15 protein-coding genes are annotated in these 16,843 nt (G+C 74.6%); 10 read left to right on the plus strand and 5 right to left on the minus strand.

Annotation, left to right across the window (positions count from 1 at the left end; all coding sequences use genetic code 11):
• The first annotated feature begins 11 nt into the window (after positions 1–11).
• Complete coding sequence (locus tag APR03_RS17690) at positions 12–1,190, plus strand: acyltransferase family protein (RefSeq protein ID WP_253837695.1); 1,179 nt, start codon at positions 12–14, stop codon at positions 1,188–1,190.
• A gap of 12 nt (positions 1,191–1,202) precedes the next feature.
• Here the strand turns inward: APR03_RS17690 and APR03_RS17695 are convergent, their stop codons facing one another.
• Positions 1,203–2,030: an RDD family protein gene (locus APR03_RS17695; protein ID WP_253837697.1), complete on the minus strand. Its 828-nt coding sequence runs from the start codon at positions 2,028–2,030 to the stop codon at positions 1,203–1,205.
• Positions 2,031–2,096: 66 nt separating this feature from the next.
• Here APR03_RS17695 and APR03_RS17700 point away from each other — a divergent pair, with 66 nt between their 5' ends.
• The 6 genes from APR03_RS17700 (at position 2,097) to APR03_RS17725 (ending at position 8,690) form a co-directional block, all read left to right on the plus strand.
• The gene (locus APR03_RS17700; RefSeq protein ID WP_253837700.1) at positions 2,097–3,086 is read left to right on the plus strand and encodes a stage II sporulation protein M; all 990 of its coding nucleotides are present in this window, start codon (positions 2,097–2,099) and stop codon (positions 3,084–3,086) included.
• Between the two features lie 99 nt (positions 3,087–3,185).
• Positions 3,186–4,400 (plus strand): DUF7544 domain-containing protein, encoded by a 1,215-nt coding sequence (locus tag APR03_RS17705; RefSeq protein WP_253837702.1) that lies wholly within the window; start codon positions 3,186–3,188, stop codon positions 4,398–4,400.
• A 1-nt stretch (position 4,401) separates the two neighbouring features.
• On the plus strand, positions 4,402–5,025 hold the full coding sequence (locus tag APR03_RS17710) for a DUF4129 domain-containing protein (protein ID WP_253837704.1): 624 nt from the start codon (positions 4,402–4,404) through the stop codon (positions 5,023–5,025).
• A complete protein-coding gene (locus APR03_RS17715; RefSeq protein ID WP_253837706.1) occupies positions 5,022–6,317 on the plus strand; it encodes a DUF4350 domain-containing protein in 1,296 nt (431 codons plus the stop codon). Before APR03_RS17710 ends, APR03_RS17715 begins: the two co-directional genes overlap by 4 nt.
• The gene (locus APR03_RS17720; RefSeq protein ID WP_372494929.1) at positions 6,314–7,327 is read left to right on the plus strand and encodes an AAA family ATPase; all 1,014 of its coding nucleotides are present in this window, start codon (positions 6,314–6,316) and stop codon (positions 7,325–7,327) included. The genes APR03_RS17715 and APR03_RS17720 overlap by 4 nt, the downstream gene beginning before the upstream one ends.
• Positions 7,328–7,337: 10 nt before the next feature.
• Positions 7,338–8,690, plus strand: coding sequence for a DUF58 domain-containing protein (locus tag APR03_RS17725; RefSeq protein ID WP_253837708.1), 1,353 nt, complete (start codon positions 7,338–7,340; stop codon positions 8,688–8,690).
• Between the two features lie 13 nt (positions 8,691–8,703).
• On the opposite strand, the gene APR03_RS17730 is transcribed toward APR03_RS17725, so the two are convergent.
• Both APR03_RS17730 and APR03_RS17735 read right to left on the minus strand, forming a co-directional pair.
• A complete protein-coding gene (locus tag APR03_RS17730; protein WP_253837710.1) occupies positions 8,704–9,387 on the minus strand; it encodes a response regulator in 684 nt (227 codons plus the stop codon).
• Positions 9,384–10,781: a sensor histidine kinase gene (locus APR03_RS17735; protein WP_253837712.1), complete on the minus strand. Its 1,398-nt coding sequence runs from the start codon at positions 10,779–10,781 to the stop codon at positions 9,384–9,386. Before APR03_RS17735 ends, APR03_RS17730 begins: the two co-directional genes overlap by 4 nt.
• A 170-nt stretch (positions 10,782–10,951) precedes the next feature.
• On the opposite strand from APR03_RS17735, the gene mtrA reads away from it, so the two are divergent.
• Genes mtrA through APR03_RS17750 form a run of 3 tightly spaced genes read left to right on the plus strand, consistent with a single transcriptional unit; the run spans position 10,952 to position 15,083 of the window.
• The gene (mtrA, locus tag APR03_RS17740) at positions 10,952–11,632 is read left to right on the plus strand and encodes an MtrAB system response regulator MtrA (RefSeq protein WP_253837714.1); all 681 of its coding nucleotides are present in this window, start codon (positions 10,952–10,954) and stop codon (positions 11,630–11,632) included.
• A complete protein-coding gene (gene mtrB / locus APR03_RS17745; protein WP_253837716.1) occupies positions 11,632–13,362 on the plus strand; it encodes an MtrAB system histidine kinase MtrB in 1,731 nt (576 codons plus the stop codon). The genes mtrA and mtrB overlap by 1 nt, the downstream gene beginning before the upstream one ends.
• The gene (locus APR03_RS17750; protein WP_253837717.1) at positions 13,362–15,083 is read left to right on the plus strand and encodes an LpqB family beta-propeller domain-containing protein; all 1,722 of its coding nucleotides are present in this window, start codon (positions 13,362–13,364) and stop codon (positions 15,081–15,083) included. The genes mtrB and APR03_RS17750 overlap by 1 nt, the downstream gene beginning before the upstream one ends.
• Before the next feature lie 49 nt (positions 15,084–15,132).
• Here the strand turns inward: APR03_RS17750 and hpf are convergent, their stop codons facing one another.
• Both hpf and APR03_RS17760 read right to left on the minus strand, forming a co-directional pair.
• Positions 15,133–15,801 carry a ribosome hibernation-promoting factor, HPF/YfiA family gene (hpf, locus tag APR03_RS17755; RefSeq protein ID WP_253837718.1) on the minus strand — a complete coding sequence of 223 codons (669 nt, stop codon included), beginning with the start codon at positions 15,799–15,801 and terminating at the stop codon, positions 15,133–15,135.
• Between the two features lie 241 nt (positions 15,802–16,042).
• Positions 16,043–16,804 (minus strand): ComF family protein, encoded by a 762-nt coding sequence (locus APR03_RS17760; protein ID WP_253837719.1) that lies wholly within the window; start codon positions 16,802–16,804, stop codon positions 16,043–16,045.
• Positions 16,805–16,843 lie beyond the last annotated feature (39 nt).

Here is a 16,843-nt window from a genome sequence, read left to right on the forward strand (position 1 = left end):
GGTCGGCGGCGATGACCCGTCCTGACGAGAGCCTGACCGCACCCGTTCCCGAGACGAGCCCGGCCACGAGCGGTGCGCGCCGGAAAGGTTCCGGCCGGCTCGTGGCCATGGACGGCCTGCGCTTCGCCGCCGCCGCGGCCGTGCTGCTCTACCACTTCACGGCCACGTCGACGGTGAGCAGCTACTGGGGGGCGAGCCCCGTGCACGCGTTCCCGCTGCTCAACGAGGTCACGCGGTACGGCTGGCTCGGGGTCGAGCTGTTCTTCATGATCTCGGGGTTCGTCATCCTGCTCAGCGCCGACGGCCGCGGCGTCGCCGGGTTCGTCGCCTCGCGCGTGGGCCGCCTGTTCCCCGCCTACTGGGCGTGCATCGTGCTCACGGTCGGCCTGCAGCAGTTCTGGTCCGGCGGACGGCAGACCTCGCCGTTCGAGACCCTCGTGAACCTCACCATGGTCCAGGACCTGTTCGAGGTCACGGGCGTGCAGGTCGTGTTCTGGACCCTGCTCGTGGAGCTCAAGTTCTACCTGCTGGTGCTCGCGGTGCTGGCGCTCGGCCCCCTGACCCGCACCCGGGTGCTCGCGTTCGCGACGCTCTGGCCGCTCGCGGGCTGGGCCGCCCAGGAGCTCGGCGCGCGGTGGCTCACCGAGTGGCTCGTACCCGACTACGCCCCCTACTTCGCCGTGGGGATGCTGCTGTTCCTCGCCTACCGCGACGGGTTCGACGTGGTCACGAGCCTGCTGCTCGCCGGCGGGCTGATCCTGTGCGTGCTGCGTGTGCTCGACGCCGCGGGGCGCGCGTCCGACCTGCAGGGCGTCCCCGTCGACCCCGTGATCACGGTACTGGTGCTGCTGGGGTGCGTCGTCGCCGTGTGGGCCACGACGCTGCCGGGCCGGTCCGCGCCGTCCCGCCGGGTCGCGACCGTGCTCGGCACCTTCGGCGCGCTGACGTACCCCGTCTACCTGGTGCACACGCAGTTCGGCTACGCGGTGATCGACGTGCTCGCCCACGAGACCACCCGCACCGTGGCGCTCGTCGCGGCGGGCGCGCTCAGCCTGGTCCTGGCGGTCGCGATCCACTACGGCGTCGAGCGTCCGACGTCGGCCCGGCTGCGCCGGGCGGTGCAGTCCGGGCTGCTACGGTGCGGCGACGTGCTGCGCTCTCGCGGCCTCGTCCCGTCGCCGCGGGGGTGAGGCGCCGGCGGCTCAGCGCGGCGGGTCGGCCACCGCGAACGGGAGGCGGTGCAGCAGCTCGGCCTGCTCCTGCGCGCGCCGCCGGTCCCGCCGGCCCGCCTCGAGCTCGCGCTCGCGGCGCTCGGCGAGCACGGCGTGCAGGAACGCCTCGGGGTGCGTCCCCGGGGGCGGCCCCGGCGCGACGTACGGCTCGATGCGGCCCGCGAGGTCGTCCGCGAGCTGCGCGCGGGACTCCGGCGCGAGGCGCGCGGCCCGGCCGAGAAGCTGGCGCGCGGCCAGTGCCAGGCCGTCCGGCAGGCGCCGCATGTCGGCGGTGTGCGCCCACGCGGCCAGCGACTGCGGCATCACGACCGGTGCCGACGGCGGCCTGCCGCCGCGCACCCGCACCGCGTAGGTGCCCGCGGCGAGGTCGCCCAGCCGCTTGCCCTTCGCGTTGGCCAACGACACCACGGCAGCGATGCCGCCGAACGTCAGCCACAGCTCGAAGATGCCGATCAGGGCGCGCACCAGGGCGTGCCGGAACCGGACCGGACCGCCGTCGTCCCGCACCACGCGGATACCGCACGCGAGCTTGCCCACCGAACGGCCGCGGGACAGCGTCTCGACCGTGACGGGCACGCCCACCACGACGACGGCGCTCGCCACCGCCCAGATGATCAGAGCGGCGTCCTCGCTCACCGACGCGGTCTCCAGGAACCACAGCCCGCCCACACCGGCGGCGATGCCGATGACCACGCCGAGCACGATGAAGTCGAGCATGGCGCCCATGGCGCGGGTGATGAACGACGCCGGGCGCGCGTCCAGCACCACGCCCTCGCCGATGACGATGCCGTCCTGCACGGTTCCTCCGGTCGGTGTGCTGTGCGTCCGAGGTGGGACCTGACTCCTGTGCGGCAGACTACCGTCGTGGACATCGACGCCTTCACCGCCGTGCACGCCGCCGAGTGGGACCGGCTGCGGGAGCTCTCCGCCCGGCGCCGCCTGGACGGCGCCGAGTCGGACGAGCTCGTGCGCCTGTACCAGTCGGTCGCCACGCACCTGTCCACCGTCCGGTCGGCCGCGCCGGACCCCGCGCTCGTGACCCGCCTGTCCGACGTGCTGAACCGGGCCCGCACCCGGATCGCCGGCGCCCACGAGCCGGCCTGGCGCGAGGTCACGCGGTTCGCGACCGTGTCGCTGCCCGCCGCCTTCTACCGGATCCGCTGGTGGTCGCACGCCGTGACGGCGGCCTGCCTGCTCGTGGCGCTGGTCGCGGGCGTCCACGTCGCCACGTCGCCCGAGGCCCTCGCCGCCCTCATGACGCCCGCCGAGCAGGAGGAGTACGTGAACGAGGCGTTCGCGTCCTACTACGACCCGGGCATCGGGTTCGCGGGTGTGGTGTGGACCAACAACGCACGCGTCGCGGCCCTGTCCGTGGCCGGCGGCATCACCGGCTTCTTCACCCTGTTCGTGCTCTACCAGAACGCCGCGTCCGTCGGCGCCATCGGCGGCATGATGGCCGCCCACGACGAGCTCGACCTGTTCCTCACGCTCATCACGCCGCACGGCCTGCTGGAGCTCACCTGCATCTTCGTCGCCGGCGCCGCGGGCCTGCGGCTGTTCTGGACCATCATCGACCCGGGTCACCGCAAGCGGTCGGTCGCCCTGGCCGCAGAGGGCCGCGCGCTCATCACCACCGTCATCGGGCTGGCCGTCGCGCTCGGCGTCTCCGGCCTGGTGGAGGGCTTCGTCACCGGCTCGGAGCTCTACTGGTGGCTCAAGATCGTGATCGGCGCCCTCGTCCTCGCCGCGTTCTGGGCGTACGTCTACGTGCTCGGCCGCCGCGCCGTCCGCGCGGGCGCCACGGGCGACCTCGCGGAGCACGAGTCCGGCGCCACCGTGGTCACGGCTGGGTGACAGCCGCGCCGCGAGCACGCTCTTCGCGGCCCCGTGTCAGTCCCGCGTACTAGGGTTGCCGCGCAGGACAGACCCGAGACGACATCCGGAGCACGCCCCATGACGACGCCCGAGAGCGCACCCGACCAGCCGGCGCAGCCGACGCCCCCGCAGTCCGGCGGGTCCCAGCCCGCGGGCTGGGGCGAGCCGCCGCGGTACGGGCAGTACGCGCCCGGGTACGACCCGACGGCCCCGCAGACCGGCCACCCGGAGCCCGGGAGCCCGCAGTACGGCACGTCGCCCGGCGCTCCCGCGACCGGCCAGTACGGGCAGAGCCAGTACGGGCAGTACTCCCCGTACGCCTCCCAGGTCCCCGGCTACCGGCCGCCGGCCGACAAGCCGGGCATCGTGCCGCTGCGCCCGCTCAGCCTGGGCGAGCTGTACGACGGCGCGTTCGGCGCCGTCCGGCACAACCCGGGCGTCACGCTCGGCCTCACCGCGATCGTCGTGGTCGTGGCCGTCGCGCTCGGCACCCTGCTCAGCATCCCGCTGACCACCTGGTTCAGCGACCTGTTCGGCAGCGTCTTCGCCGAGCTCGAGGGCGACCCCGCGTTCCAGGAGCTGGGCTTCACGCAGGACATCCTGGGCGTCACCTATGGGTCCCTGCTCGGCACCAGCCTGCTGCTCGTGCTCGCCACGCCCCTCGCCATGGGCGTCATGGCCGTCTCCGTGAGCGACTCCGTGATCGGCCGCAAGGTGTCGGTGTCCGAGGCCTGGAAGCGGGTCGGCCGCCGGGCCTGGTACCTCATCGGGTTCTCGCTCCTGAGCCTCGTCGCGACGATCGTGGCGTACACCGCGATCGTGGCCGTGGTCATCGGGCTGTTCGCCGTCGACATGACGCTCGGCGTGGTCGGCTCCCTGGTCGCGCTCGCGGCGGGTGTGGTCGGGGGCTTCTGGCTGTTCACCCGCGTGCTGCTCGTCCCGCCGGCGCTCGCGGTCGAGGGCGGCGGCTTCTGGGCCACGGTCGCGCGCGGCTGGCGGCTCACGCGCGGCACGTTCTGGCGGGTGCTCGGCATCTACCTGCTGACCTCGCTCATCCTCGGTGTCATCGGGCAGATCGTGTCGATCCCGTTCGGCCTGGTCCTGGGCATCTTCTTCGCCTCGGCCAACGACGTCGGCATCGCGGTGAGCTACGGCATCTCGTACGCGGTCACCGGCGGCATGAGCGTGCTGTTCCTCGGCGGCGTCACCGCCCTGCTCTACATCGACACCCGGATGCGACGCGAGGGGCTGGACGTGCAGCTGCAGGCCGCGGCGGCCGTGGCGGACAAGTGACATGAGGGCCGACCTGCCCGTCGTCCCCGACCGGGACACCGCACGCGAGTGGCTCGCCGGCGAGCTCAGCAAGCCCGAGTACGCGGAGCGCGAGTCCCTGCTCGCCCGGGCGATCAACTGGGTCCTGGAGCGGCTGAGCGAGATCGACTGGCCGGTCACGGCCCTGGCCGGTCCGCAGCTCGGCATCGTCGTCGTGATCGTCGTGGCGGCTGTCCTGGGGATCGCGTGGCTGGTGGCCGGGCCGGTACGGCTCGGCCGCGAGCGCGCGGGGTCGGCAGAGGTCCTCGGTTCCGAGGACACCCGCACGGCCGCGCAGCTGCGCACGGCGGCCGACGCCGCGGCCGCGCGGGGCGACTGGCGCACGGCGGTCGTGGAGCGCTTCCGGGCCGTCGTGCGGTCGCTCGAGGACCGCGTGGTCATCGAGCCGCGACCCGGTCGTACGGCGCAGGAGGCGGCCGCCGATGCCGGCCGCAGGCTGCCCGCCCAGGCCGAGGCCCTGCACACGGGCGCCGACGTGTTCGACGGTGTCGAGTACGGCGACCGCACGGCCACGGCCGACGACGACGCCGCCCTGCGCGCCCTCGACGACGCCGTGACCGCGGCCCGGCCGGAGGTACCCGCATGACGGCGCCGCTGCCCGCGCCCGCGGCGCCCCACCCGGCGCCGGTCGCGTCCCCGTCCGGCGGGCCGGCCGCGACTGCGGCGACCGCTGCCGAGCCGCCGGTGGTCGTCGGCGACGACACGACGGGCCGGTCGCGGGCCGGCCGCACGTGGCGCCGCCTGCGCTGGCCGCTGACCGTGCTCGCCGCCGTCGCGCTGCTCGTCCTGTTCCTCGCGGTGGTGCGCCCCGCGACGTCCGCCGCGCCGTATGCCCCGGACAACCCGGAGTCGGGCGGGGCGATGGCCGTCGCCGAGGTGCTGGGGGACCAGGGCGTCCGGGTCACGCACGTGACCTCCGTGGCCGAGGCCACGGCCGCCGCCGGCCCGGGTGACACGCTCCTGATCACGCCCAACCCGTCGTTCTTCGCCGAGGACCAGATCTCGGCGCTGAACCGCACGGGCGCCGACCTGGTGCTCGTGCAGCCGGACTACAGCATGCTCGCGGGCCTGACCCGCGGCGTCGTCGACTCGACGTACGGCGAGCCCGCCGAGCCGGTGGAACCGCAGTGCGACGATCCGGCAGCGCGCGCGGCGGGCGCGATGAGGCTCCGGCCCAACCTGTACGACTCCTCGGACGGTTCGGGCGAGGCGCGCCCGGTGCTGTGCTGGCCCGACGGCAACGGGGCCTACGCCTATGCCCGGCTGGACCTGGCCGACCGGTCGGTCACCGTGGTCGGCGACCCGACCGTGATCCGGAACGACTCGGTGCTCGAGGACGGCAACGCCGCGCTCGCGCTGTGGATGCTGGGGCAGAACGAGCACCTGGTCTGGCTCGTGCCCGACCCGATGGACACGAGCACCGTCGCCGACGAGCCCACGCCCTCCGACCGCGGCCAGCTCGATGCGCTCATGCCGCCCGGGTCGGCGCCCGTCGCCCTGGTCGTCGTGCTCGCCGGGGTGCTGCTCGCGCTCTGGCGCGTCCGCCGGATGGGCCCGCTCGTCGTCGAGGACCTGCCGGTCCTGGTCCGGTCGGCCGAGGCCACGCGCGGCCGGGCCCGCCTGTACCGCGCCGCCCGTGCGCGCGGCCACGCCGCGGCAGGCCTGCGTGCGGCGGCGGCCGACCGGATCGCGACCCGCCTCGGCCTGGCCCGGTCGTCCGACGCCAACACCGTGGTCGACGCCGTCGTGACCGCGACCGACCGCCCGAAGCAGCAGGTGGCAGACCTGCTCTACGGCCCACCCCCCGCCGACGACGCCGCGCTCACCGAGCTCGCGCGCCGACTCGACATCCTGGAGAGCGAGGTCCACCGACCGTGACCGAACCAGCAGTCCCCCAGCAGCAGACCCAGCAGCCGGCCGAGCAGCCGCCCGCCCCGTCGCAGGAGCTGCGCTCGGCCCTCGCGGCCGTCCGCACGGAGGTCGGCAAGGCCGTCGTCGGGCAGGACGCCGCCGTGACCAGCCTGCTCATCGCGCTGCTCTGCCAGGGCCACGTGCTCCTGGAGGGCGTGCCCGGCGTGGCCAAGACGCTGCTCGTCCGCACGCTCGCCGCCGCGCTCGAGCTGGACACGAAGCGGGTCCAGTTCACGCCGGACCTCATGCCGGGTGACGTCACGGGTTCGCTCGTCTACGACGCGCGCACCGCGGAGTTCTCCTTCCGCGAGGGCCCGGTGTTCACCAACCTGGTGCTCGCGGACGAGATCAACCGCACGCCCCCGAAGACCCAGGCCTCGCTCCTGGAGGCGATGGAGGAGCGGCAGGTCTCGGTGGACGGCGTGCCGCGCCGCCTGCCGGACCCCTTCATGGTCATCGCGACCCAGAACCCCGTCGAGTACGAGGGCACCTACCCGCTGCCGGAGGCACAGCTCGACCGGTTCCTGCTCAAGCTCGTGCTGCCGCTGCCCGAGCGCGACCAGGAGGTCGAGGTGCTGGCCCGGCACGCCGCCGGGTTCGACCCCCGCGACCTGGCGGCCGCCGGCGTCACGCCCGTGGCGGACGCCGCGGTCCTGGAGCGCGCCCGCGCCGAGGTGGCCCAGGTGCAGGTCTCGCGCGAGGTGCTCGGGTACGCCGTGGACGTGTGCCGCGCCACCCGGTTCTCGCCCTCGCTGTCGCTCGGCGTCTCCCCGCGTGGTGCCACGGCGCTGCTGCGCACGGCGCGGGCCTGGGCCTGGCTGTCCGGGCGCTCCTTCGTGACGCCGGACGACATCAAGGCGCTCGCCCACCCGACGCTGCGGCACCGCGTGCAGCTGCGCGCCGAGGCCGAGCTCGAGGGCGTCACCGCCGAGGGCGTGCTGGACACGGTGCTGGCCTCCGTGCCCGTGCCGCGCTGAGGCGGCCCGCATGGTCGTGACGTGGCGGGCCGCCGCCCTCATGGGACTCGGCGTGATCCCCGTGCTGTTCCTGCCCGCGAACGGGACGGTCCTGGTGTGGGCGGCGGTCGTGGTGCTGGCGTGCCTGGCCGACGTGCTCCTCGCCGCGTCGCCGCGGCGGGTCGCGGTGCAGCGCCGGGTTCCCGCCTCGGTCCGGTTGCGCGCCGAGGTCACCAGCGAGCTCGTGGTCCGGAACGTGTCGGGCCGCCGGCTGCGCGCCGTCGTGCGGGACGCCTGGGGCCCGTCGTCGGGCGCGGGCCCGGGGCGGGGGAGCGGCGACCGGGTGCGCCCCGCGGCGGGCGGTCCCGGCCGGCACCACGTGGACCTGCCCGACGGTGAGGCGGCCCGGCTGCCCACGACCCTCGTGCCCACCCGCCGCGGCGACCGCGCGGCGGGCGGGGTCACGGTCCGCAGCCTGGGGCCGCTCGGGCTGGCGGGCCGCCAGGTGACGCTCCCCGTGCCGGGCCGGCTGCGGGTGCTCCCCGAGTTCGCCAGCCGCAAGCACCTGCCGTCGCGCCTGGCGCGCCTGCGCGAGATGGACGGCCGCGCGGCGGTGCAGATCCGGGGCGAGGGCACCGAGTTCGACTCGCTGCGGGAGTACGTGGTGGGTGACGACGTGCGCTCCATCGACTGGCGTGCCACGGCGCGGCGCCGGGAGGTCGTGGTGCGCACCTGGCGTCCCGAGCGGGACCGGCGGGTGCTCGTCGTGCTGGACACGGGCCGCACGTCCGCCGCCCGGGTGGGCGCGGCCGGCTCCACGGGCGCGCCGCGGCTGGACGCCAGCATCGAGGCCGCCCTGCTGCTCGCGGCGCTGGCGGGGCACGCGGGCGACCGCGTGGAGCTCCTGGCGTTCGACCGGACCGTGCGCGCCCGCGTGGCGGGCGCCGCCGGGCCCCGGCTCATGCCCGCCCTCGCCGAGTCGCTGGCCACGGTGGAGCCCGTGCTGCTCGAGACGGACTGGGCCGGCGTGGTCACGCAGGTCCGGACCCGGATGACGCAGCGTGCGCTCGTGGTGCTGCTGACCACGCTGGACCCGGCTGCCGTCGAGAACGGCCTGCTGCCCGTGGTGGACCAGCTCGCCCGCGACCACACCGTGGTCGTCGCGTCGGTCGCGGACGAGGAGGTCGCCCGCCTCCGGGCCGGCCGCGACACGGTGGCCGAGGTCTACGACGCCGCGGCAGCCGCCCGCGGCGACCTGGAGCGCACCGCGGTCACGACCATGCTGCGGCGCTACGGCGCGGACGTCGTCGAGGCGCTGCCGGACGACCTGGCCCCGCGCCTGGCCGACGAGTACCTCGCTCTCAAGGCCGCGGGCCGGCTGTGACGCCCGGCCGCCGTCACACGCCCAGGTAGCGCAGCACCGCGAGGACGCGCCGGTGGTCGGCGGCGTCCTGTGGCAGGTCGAGCTTGGTGAAGATGGCCGCGACGTTCTTCTCCACGGCCCCGTAGGACAGGTGCAGCAGCTCGGCGATCGCTCCGTTGGAGCGGCCCTGCGCCATGAGCCCGAGCACCTCGCGCTCGCGCGCCGACAGGCGGTCGAGCCCGTCGTCGGCGGCCGCCGAGCCCATGAGCTGCGTGACCACCTCGGGGTCCAGCACGGTCGCGCCGCCCGCCACGCGGCCGAGCGCGTCGACGAAGTCGCGCACGTCCGCGACCCGGTCCTTGAGCAGGTAGCCGACGCCGCGGGCGTCGCCCGCGAGCAGCCGGCTCGCGTAGCGGGTCTCGACGTACTGCGAGAAGAGCAGCACCGGCAGGGCCGGGTGCCGGGCCCGGAGGGCGAGCACGGCGCGCAGGCCCTCGTCCGTGAAGGTGGGTGGCATCCGGATGTCCGCCACGACGACGTCGGGCAGCGCGTCCTCGCGGACCAGGCGCGCGACCTCCCGCTCCAGCGCCGCGCCGTCGCCCACCGCCGTCACGGCGTGGCCGCGCCGCGTGAGCAGCGCGGCCAGGCCGTCGCGCAGGATCGCCGAGTCCTCCGCGAGGAGCACGCGGAGGCTCGCGGGGGCGGTGGGGCCCGTCACGCGGGGTCCGCCGCGCCTGTGCCGGTGCCCGGCAGCGTGGTCGGCAGCGTCACGGTCACCACCGTGGGCCCGCCGACCGGGCTGGACAGGTCGAAGGTGCCGTCGACCGACCGCACCCGCTCGACGAGGCCGGCCAGCCCGGAGCGCAGGCCCGACCCGTCGGGCGGCACCACGTGCGCCCCGCCCCGGCCGTCGTCCCGTACGCGGATGCGGACGGTCTCACCGAGGGCCTCCACCAGCACGTACGCGGCGGTCGCGCGGGCGTGCTTGGCGGCGTTGGTGACGAGCTCGGCGACGGTGAAGTACGCGATCGACTCCTGTGCGGGAGCGAGCCGCCCGCCGGCCTCCACCGCCGGGTCCACGTCGACGGTCACGGGCAGCGCGGACCGGGCCGCCAGCGTCTCGAGCGCGACGGCCAGGCCGCTGTCCAGCGCGGGCGGGTGGATCCCCCGCGCGAGCTCGCGCAGCTCGGTGAGCGCGTCCTTGGTGGACGTGTGGGCGGTCTCGAGCAGCTCGGCGGCCTGGGCCACGTCGCCGCCCTCGGCCAGGTGCTCGCGCGCCTCGCCGAGCTGCATCGCGACGGCGACCAGGCGGGCCTGCGTGCCGTCGTGCAGGTCGCGCTCGATGCTGCGCAGGCGGGCGTCGGCGTCGTCCACGGCTCCGGTGCGGGACCGCTCCAGCTCGGCCACGCGCAGGCCGGCCTGCGTGGGGCCGAGGAGCGCGGCCGTCAGCACGCGGTACAGCAGCGTGAACGTGCGCGTGATCCAGGGCCAGCAGTACAGGAGCACGACCCCGGCGAGCATGCCGAGCAGGATCCGCGGCGGCGTGTCCAGGAAGTACGAGGAACCGAGCTGGGCCCCGCGGTGGAGCTCGCCGTCGGCCCCCGTCTGCTCGGGCAGGAACCGGAACCAGATCCCGTACGTGATCAGGCCCAGGCCCGTGGCGAGGAACGTGATGCTCACCACGAACGACAGGACCGTGAGCGGGAACGTGACGATCATGAACAGCAGCGCGCGCCAGCCGGCCGGGTCGCCGATGAGGGAGCCGACGGTGCGCCAGAAGCCCCGCGGCCGGGTGTACGGCGCGGGTGCGTCGACGTCGACGTCGAGCAGCTCGCGGGCCAGCCCCCGGTGGACCGCGCCCCAGCCGCGCCCGCCGAGCACCAGGGCTCCCGCGACGACCAGCCCGACCACGGTGACGGCGATGCCCGCCGCGAGGCTCACGGTGAGGACGGCGTAGGTGAAGGCGAACGGCGCCAGGAGCAGCACCAGCGCGAGGTAGGCCTGCTCGCGCCAGGTGCGGCTCGCGAAGGGGGCCGTGAGGAAGCCGGGGTCCCGCCGTGCGGGGCGGGTCGTGGGGCCGGCCCCGGGCCGGTCGACGGTCATGGTTGTCATGGTGCCAGGTTCGCCCACACGGGGGTGCCTGCGACATGGTGCGCGCCGCCCGGCCCGCCGGGGGGTTGTCCCCCCTCCCGGTGGCGCGGGGCGGGCCGCCGGGGTGAACCCTGGCGGCCTCCGGACCCGCGAGACCGGCTTTGCTGGACCGGCCTGGCACACTGGTGGGCATGAAGGTACGAGTTCTTGTCGTCGACGACGACACCGCACTGGCGGAGATGATCGGCATCGTCCTCAAGGGCGAGGGCATCGAGGCCATCTTCTGCGCCGACGGCGACTCCGCGCTGGGCATGTTCCGCACCCACCAGCCGGACCTCGTGCTGCTCGACCTCATGCTGCCGGGCAAGGACGGCGTGCAGGTGTGCCGCGAGATCCGCGCGGAGTCCGGTGTGCCGATCATCATGCTGACGGCCAAGTCCGACACGCTCGACGTCGTCGTGGGGCTCGAGTCGGGCGCCGACGACTACGTGTCCAAGCCGTTCAAGCCCAAGGAGCTCGTGGCGCGGATCAAGGCCCGCCTGCGCCGCAGCGAGGACCCGGGTCCGGAGCGTCTCGTGGTGGGCGACGTCGAGATCGACGTCACCGGCCACACCGTCACGCGGGCCGGCGAGCGCATCGCGCTCACCCCGCTGGAGTTCGACCTGCTCGTGGCGCTGGCCCGCAAGCCGTGGCAGGTGTTCACGCGCGAGGTGCTGCTGGAACGCGTCTGGGGCTACCGGCACAGCGCGGACACGCGTCTGGTCAACGTCCACGTCCAGCGCCTGCGCTCCAAGATCGAGCGTGACCCGGAGAACCCGGAGATCGTCCTCACGGTGCGCGGCGTCGGCTACAAGGCGGGCGCGACCCGCTGATGCCGTCCGGCCTGGCCACGCGGGCGCGCCGAGTGGTCGCACGGGTCCGGGTGGTCACGGTCCGGGCCACCCGGCGGGCGGTCGCGCAGTGGCGCTCCTCGCTGCAGCTGCGCGTGGTCGCCACGGCGCTGGCCATCGGGCTCGCGGCGATCGTCGTGCTCGGCCTGTACCTGTCCACCTCCGTGCGGGACGGCATCTACGACCAGCGGCTGCGGGCGATCGACCGGGAGGCCGCCTCACTGACCCAGCGGGTCGCGGGGGACTTCGCGGCCACCTCGACGACGTCCGACGGCGAGCTGCAGACCCTGCTGTTCGACACCATCGAGACGCTCGGCGTCACGAGCGGGTCCACCGCGGAGGGTTACTTCCTGCTGCACGAGCTGGGCACCACGTCCAACGTCAACGACACCGTGTCCCGGCCCGACCTGCGGGACGTGGTGATCAGCGACGCGCTGCGCGAGGCCAACGTCGCCTCGGAGGGCGGCCAGGTGCTCCAGGCCGTCGGCTTCCCCCTGCAGAACGACCGGGACGTGGTGGTCCCGGGCGTGATCGTCGGGTCCACCGTCCAGGCCTCGCCGGACGCGTCCTACGAGATCTACTACCTCTACTCGCTGCAGCCCGAGCGAGAGACGCTCGCGTTCGTGCACCGGGTGCTGCTCGCGGGCGGCTTCGGCATGCTGGCCCTGCTGGGCGTCGTCACCTGGACCATGGCCCGGCAGACGGTGACGCCGGTGACCCGGGCCGCGATCGTCGCCGAGCGCCTCGCGGAGGGGCACCTGTCCGAGCGGATGCCCGGCGCCCGCGGGGCCGACGAGATGGCGAGCCTCGCGCGGTCGTTCAACGAGATGGCCGAGAGCCTCCAGGACCAGATCCGCCGCATGGAGGAGCTGTCCGCCATGCAGCGCCGGTTCGTGTCCGACGTGTCGCACGAGCTGCGCACCCCGCTGACCACCATCCGCATGGCGAGCGAGATCATCCACGAGTCCCGCGACCAGATGGACGAGGACACCGCCCGCTCGGCCGAGCTGCTGCTCGGCCAGATCGACCGGTTCGAGTCGCTGCTGTCGGACCTGCTGGAGATCAGCCGGTTCGACGCGGGCGCCGCCGTGCTCGACGCCGAGCGGCGCGACCTGCGGGACCTCGTCATGTCAGTGGTGGAGCAGGCGGCCCCGCTTGCGGACTCCAAGGACGTGCGCGTCTCGGTGCGCCTGCCCGACGCCGACGCGGCGGCCGACTTCGACCCGCGCCGCATCGAACGCATCCTGCGCAACCTCGTGGTCAACGCGATCGAGCACGCCGAGGAGCGGCCCGTCGAGGTCACCGTGGCCGAGGACGACCGCGCGGTCGCCGTCGTGGTGCGCGACTACGGCGTGGGCATGACCAAGCAGGAGGTGGAGCACGTGTTCGACCGGTTCTGGCGGGCGGACCCGGCACGGGCCCGCACGACGGGCGGGTCCGGCCTGGGGCTGGCGATCGCGCTGGAGGACGCCCATCTGCACGCCGGGCGCCTCGACGCATGGGGGCGGCCCGGCCAGGGCGCGAGCTTCCGGCTCACGCTGCCGCGCAGCGCCGGGGTCCAGGTCGGGGAGCCGCCCATCACCCTGGCGCCCGCGTCGCACGAGCCGGGCGTCCGGACGGGTGAGATCCCGGTGGTGCACCCGCACGGGCCCACGCCGACCGCGATCCCGGACCTGTCCGAGCCGGGAGAGCACCCGCTGGAGGTGAGCTGATGCGCCGGGCTCTGCGCGCCGTGGTCGGCGCCGTCGTCGTGCTGGCCACGGCCGGCAGCCTCGGGGCCTGCGCCCAGATCCCGATGTCGGGTCCGGTCCGTGAGGGCACCGCGGACGGTGAGACGCAGGTCGACATCGCCATGCTGCCACAGGGGCCCATCCTCGGCACCGACCCGAGGGGCATCGTGATCGGCTTCCTCGGTGCCGCCGTGGCCGCCAGCACGTCGCCGAAGGAGTTCGAGACCGCGCGCGAGTTCCTCACGGAAGACGTCGCGGGTACCTGGGATCCCGAGGCGGCCGTCCGGGTGGTCCGGGAGTCACCGCTGCCCCGGCAGCTCGACCCCGAGGTCGACCTCGAGAGCACCGACACGGTCGAGCTCGTGGTGCACGCGACCACGATCGCGACGCTGGACAGCGCCGGCTCGTACACCGAGGTGGGCGACCCGCGTGACCTCGGCTACCGGTTCACCCTCGTCCGGACGGGCGGCGAGTGGCGCATCTCCGCGCTGGACGACGGCGTGCTCGTGCCCGCCAACCTGTTCGCCAACCAGTACCGGGCCACGCGCCTGTACTTCTCCGCCGCCACCGACTCGCGGAGCCTCGTGCCCGACCTGCGCTGGTTCCCGCGGCGCACCTGGCGGGCCGACGCGGTGCAGCAGCTTCTCGCGGGCCCGCCCGAGTGGTTGCAGGGCGTCACCCAGACCCTGTTCCCGGACGGCACCCAGCTCGGCTCGGCGGCGGTGCGCGAGACGGACGGCGTCGAGACGGTGGCGGTGCGGCTCAGCGAGCAGCTCGGCACGGTCACGGGCCAGCAGCGCGCGGTGATCGCGGCGCAGCTCTCGGCGACGTTCTCCGAGGGCGCGGGACGGACGGTACCCGTGGACCTGTACAGCGGCACCAACCGCCTGGCGGTCACCGCGGCCGACGTCAGCCTGCCCGGCACGGCGGGCCAGGCCCTGGTGGTGCAGGACGGCGAGCTCAAGCTCGTCAGCGGCGGCACGCTCGAGACCTACGAGACGACCGCGGACGTGTCCGCCGTCGGCGACCCGACGGCCTTCGCCGTCAGCCCGGCGGGCGGGCCGATCGTGTTCCGGGACGGCACGGACCGGATCGTGAACCTGACCGCCGACGGACCCGTGGAGCTGTTCGAGGGGCCGAACCTCGCGGCGCCGTCCGTGGACACGTTCGGTGTCACCTGGACCAGCGGTGGCACCGGGGCGCTGCGCGTGCGCGGCGCCGGGGACGAGGTCACGCTGAAGCCGGAGTGGCTCGCGGGCCGCAGGGTGATCAGCGTGTCGGTGGCACCCGAGGGGGCGCGTGTCGCGATCGTGAGCGAGGCGCCGTCCGGCACGCAGGTGCACGTGGCGGGGATCGTGCGCGACGACGGGGACTCGCCGGTCAGCCTCACGCGCGCGCTCGTGGTCGCGGCACCCGTGCACCACGTCGAGGAGGCCCGCTGGTCGGGCATGACCACCCTCGCCCTGCTCACCCGGGACACGGGCGGCACGTCCGGCGTCTGGACCGCCGGTGTCGGCGGGCTGGCCGGGACGGGCGGCGTGGCGCGCCAGCTCACGGGCCTGTCCGACGTCGAGCACCTCGCCGCCGGCGTGACCGAGCAGGGCATCCTGGTGATCACCGACGGCGGTCACCTGGAGCACGAGGAGGTCGGGGTCTGGCAGCCGCTGGCCGAGGACGTCGACCTCGTGGCCTACCCGGGCTGACGCGCGCGTGCGGGGCCGGGCCCGTGGCCCGGCCCCGCAGCGGCGGTCGTCACGTCAGGTCGGTGACCGGGGCCCCGCCGCACGGGTTGTCGAGCTGGATCACGCCGAACGTCCAGCCCTTGCGCTTGTAGAGGACGGACGGCCGCGACGTCTCCTTGTCGATGAAGAGGTAGAAGTCGTGGCCCACCATCTCCATCTCGTAGACGGCGTCGTCCAGGGTCATCGGGTCGGCGTGGTGCAGCTTCTGCCGGATCACCACGGGCGAGTCACCGATGGTCGTCTCGACGGAGTCGCCGGGCTCGGACAGTGCGGCCGGCGTCGAGATCTGCGGCTCCTGCTCCTCGGCCTCGCCGTCCTCGGTGAGGATCTCGTCGAGCGGGCGCACGTCCACGGGGGCGAGGACCTTGTTGTTGCGGTGGTCCTTGCGCCGGTCCCGGGCGCGGCGCAGCCGCTCGTTCAGCTTGTCGATGGCGAGGTCCAGCGCGCCGAAACGGTCGTCCGCTGCGGCCTCCGCGCGGATCACCGGACCCTTCGCGCGCAGTGTCAGCTCTACTCGTTCCCGATTCTCGGACAGTCGCGGGTTGTTCTCGTGCGTGATCTCCACGTCGACGCGACGTACGTAGGGAGACAGCAGCTCGACCTTGGCGAGCTTCTCCTCGACGTGCTGGCGGAAGCGGTCCGCCACGTCCGTGTGCCTGCCGACTACGACAATTTCCATGTGCGTAACTCCGCTCCGGGAACCTGGGCCGCGTCGTCCCTTGCCGGCGACGCGTGCCTGTCTCTACTCGGTGTGGCACCCCCTGCTGCCGGTGCCGGGCACGAACCACCTCCCGTCGCACGAACCCCGTCGGCATCGCCGGGGCTCGGATCTAGCCGTGGAACGTTCAGGCTAACTCCGTCGCCTGGGTAACGACAGCCCCAACCATCGGTGAACAACCTGACAGTTCTCTGTCAGACTTTCAGGTTCCGCCCAGGTCTTCGCCGGACGGTGTCGCGGTCGCCGGGCGAGCGCGTCGGCGGTCGTCCGGGGCCGGCGTCGCTGCCAGCACAGTTGCCCCGAGCACGTCGTGACCGTGAGCCTCCAGCGTGCGTTCGGCCGCCGCGAGGGTGGCGCCCGTGGTCAGCACGTCGTCCACCAGGATGCATACGGATGTTCTTTCGAGGGCCCGCGTCCCCCGTCTCGTCATGCGGACGCTGCCCGCGAGATTGCGTCCCCGCGCCCGCGCGCCGAGGCCCACCTGGTCGCGTGCGCGGCCCCGGCGGGCCAGGGCGGGCACCACGCGCGCGGGTGCGCCGCCGTCGCGCAGGCCGCCGGCGACCGCGCGCGCCAGCACGCCCACGGGGTCGCGGCCCCGAATACGGAGCGCGGCCGCCGTCGACGGCACGGGGACGACCGCGAGGGGCCCGGCGGGGGCCAGCACCGGAGCGAGCCGCCTGGCCGCGCGGCGTAGCGCGGGCGCCAGCAGCCGGTCCAGGTCGGCCCGCCCGCGGTCCTTCCAGTGCACGACGACGTCCCGCACGGGCCCGGTGTACGCGGTCAGCGCCCAGACGGGCACCGGTGCCACGCCGTCGAGCCGGTCGAGCCGCGGCGCGCCGTGCTCCACCCGCACCGGAGGGCCCGCCAGCAGCCCGTCGCACCGCGCGCACCAGAGCACGTCGGGCTCGCCGCAGGGGCAGGCGACGGGCAGCAGCAGGCGGACGAGCTCACGGACGGGACGCACCCCGCCACCCTGCCCGACACCGCCGCCCACCGCTGCTTG

Origin of the sequence: Promicromonospora thailandica (assembly GCF_024171955.1) — a bacterium.
Classification (GTDB): domain Bacteria; phylum Actinomycetota; class Actinomycetes; order Actinomycetales; family Cellulomonadaceae; genus Promicromonospora; species Promicromonospora thailandica.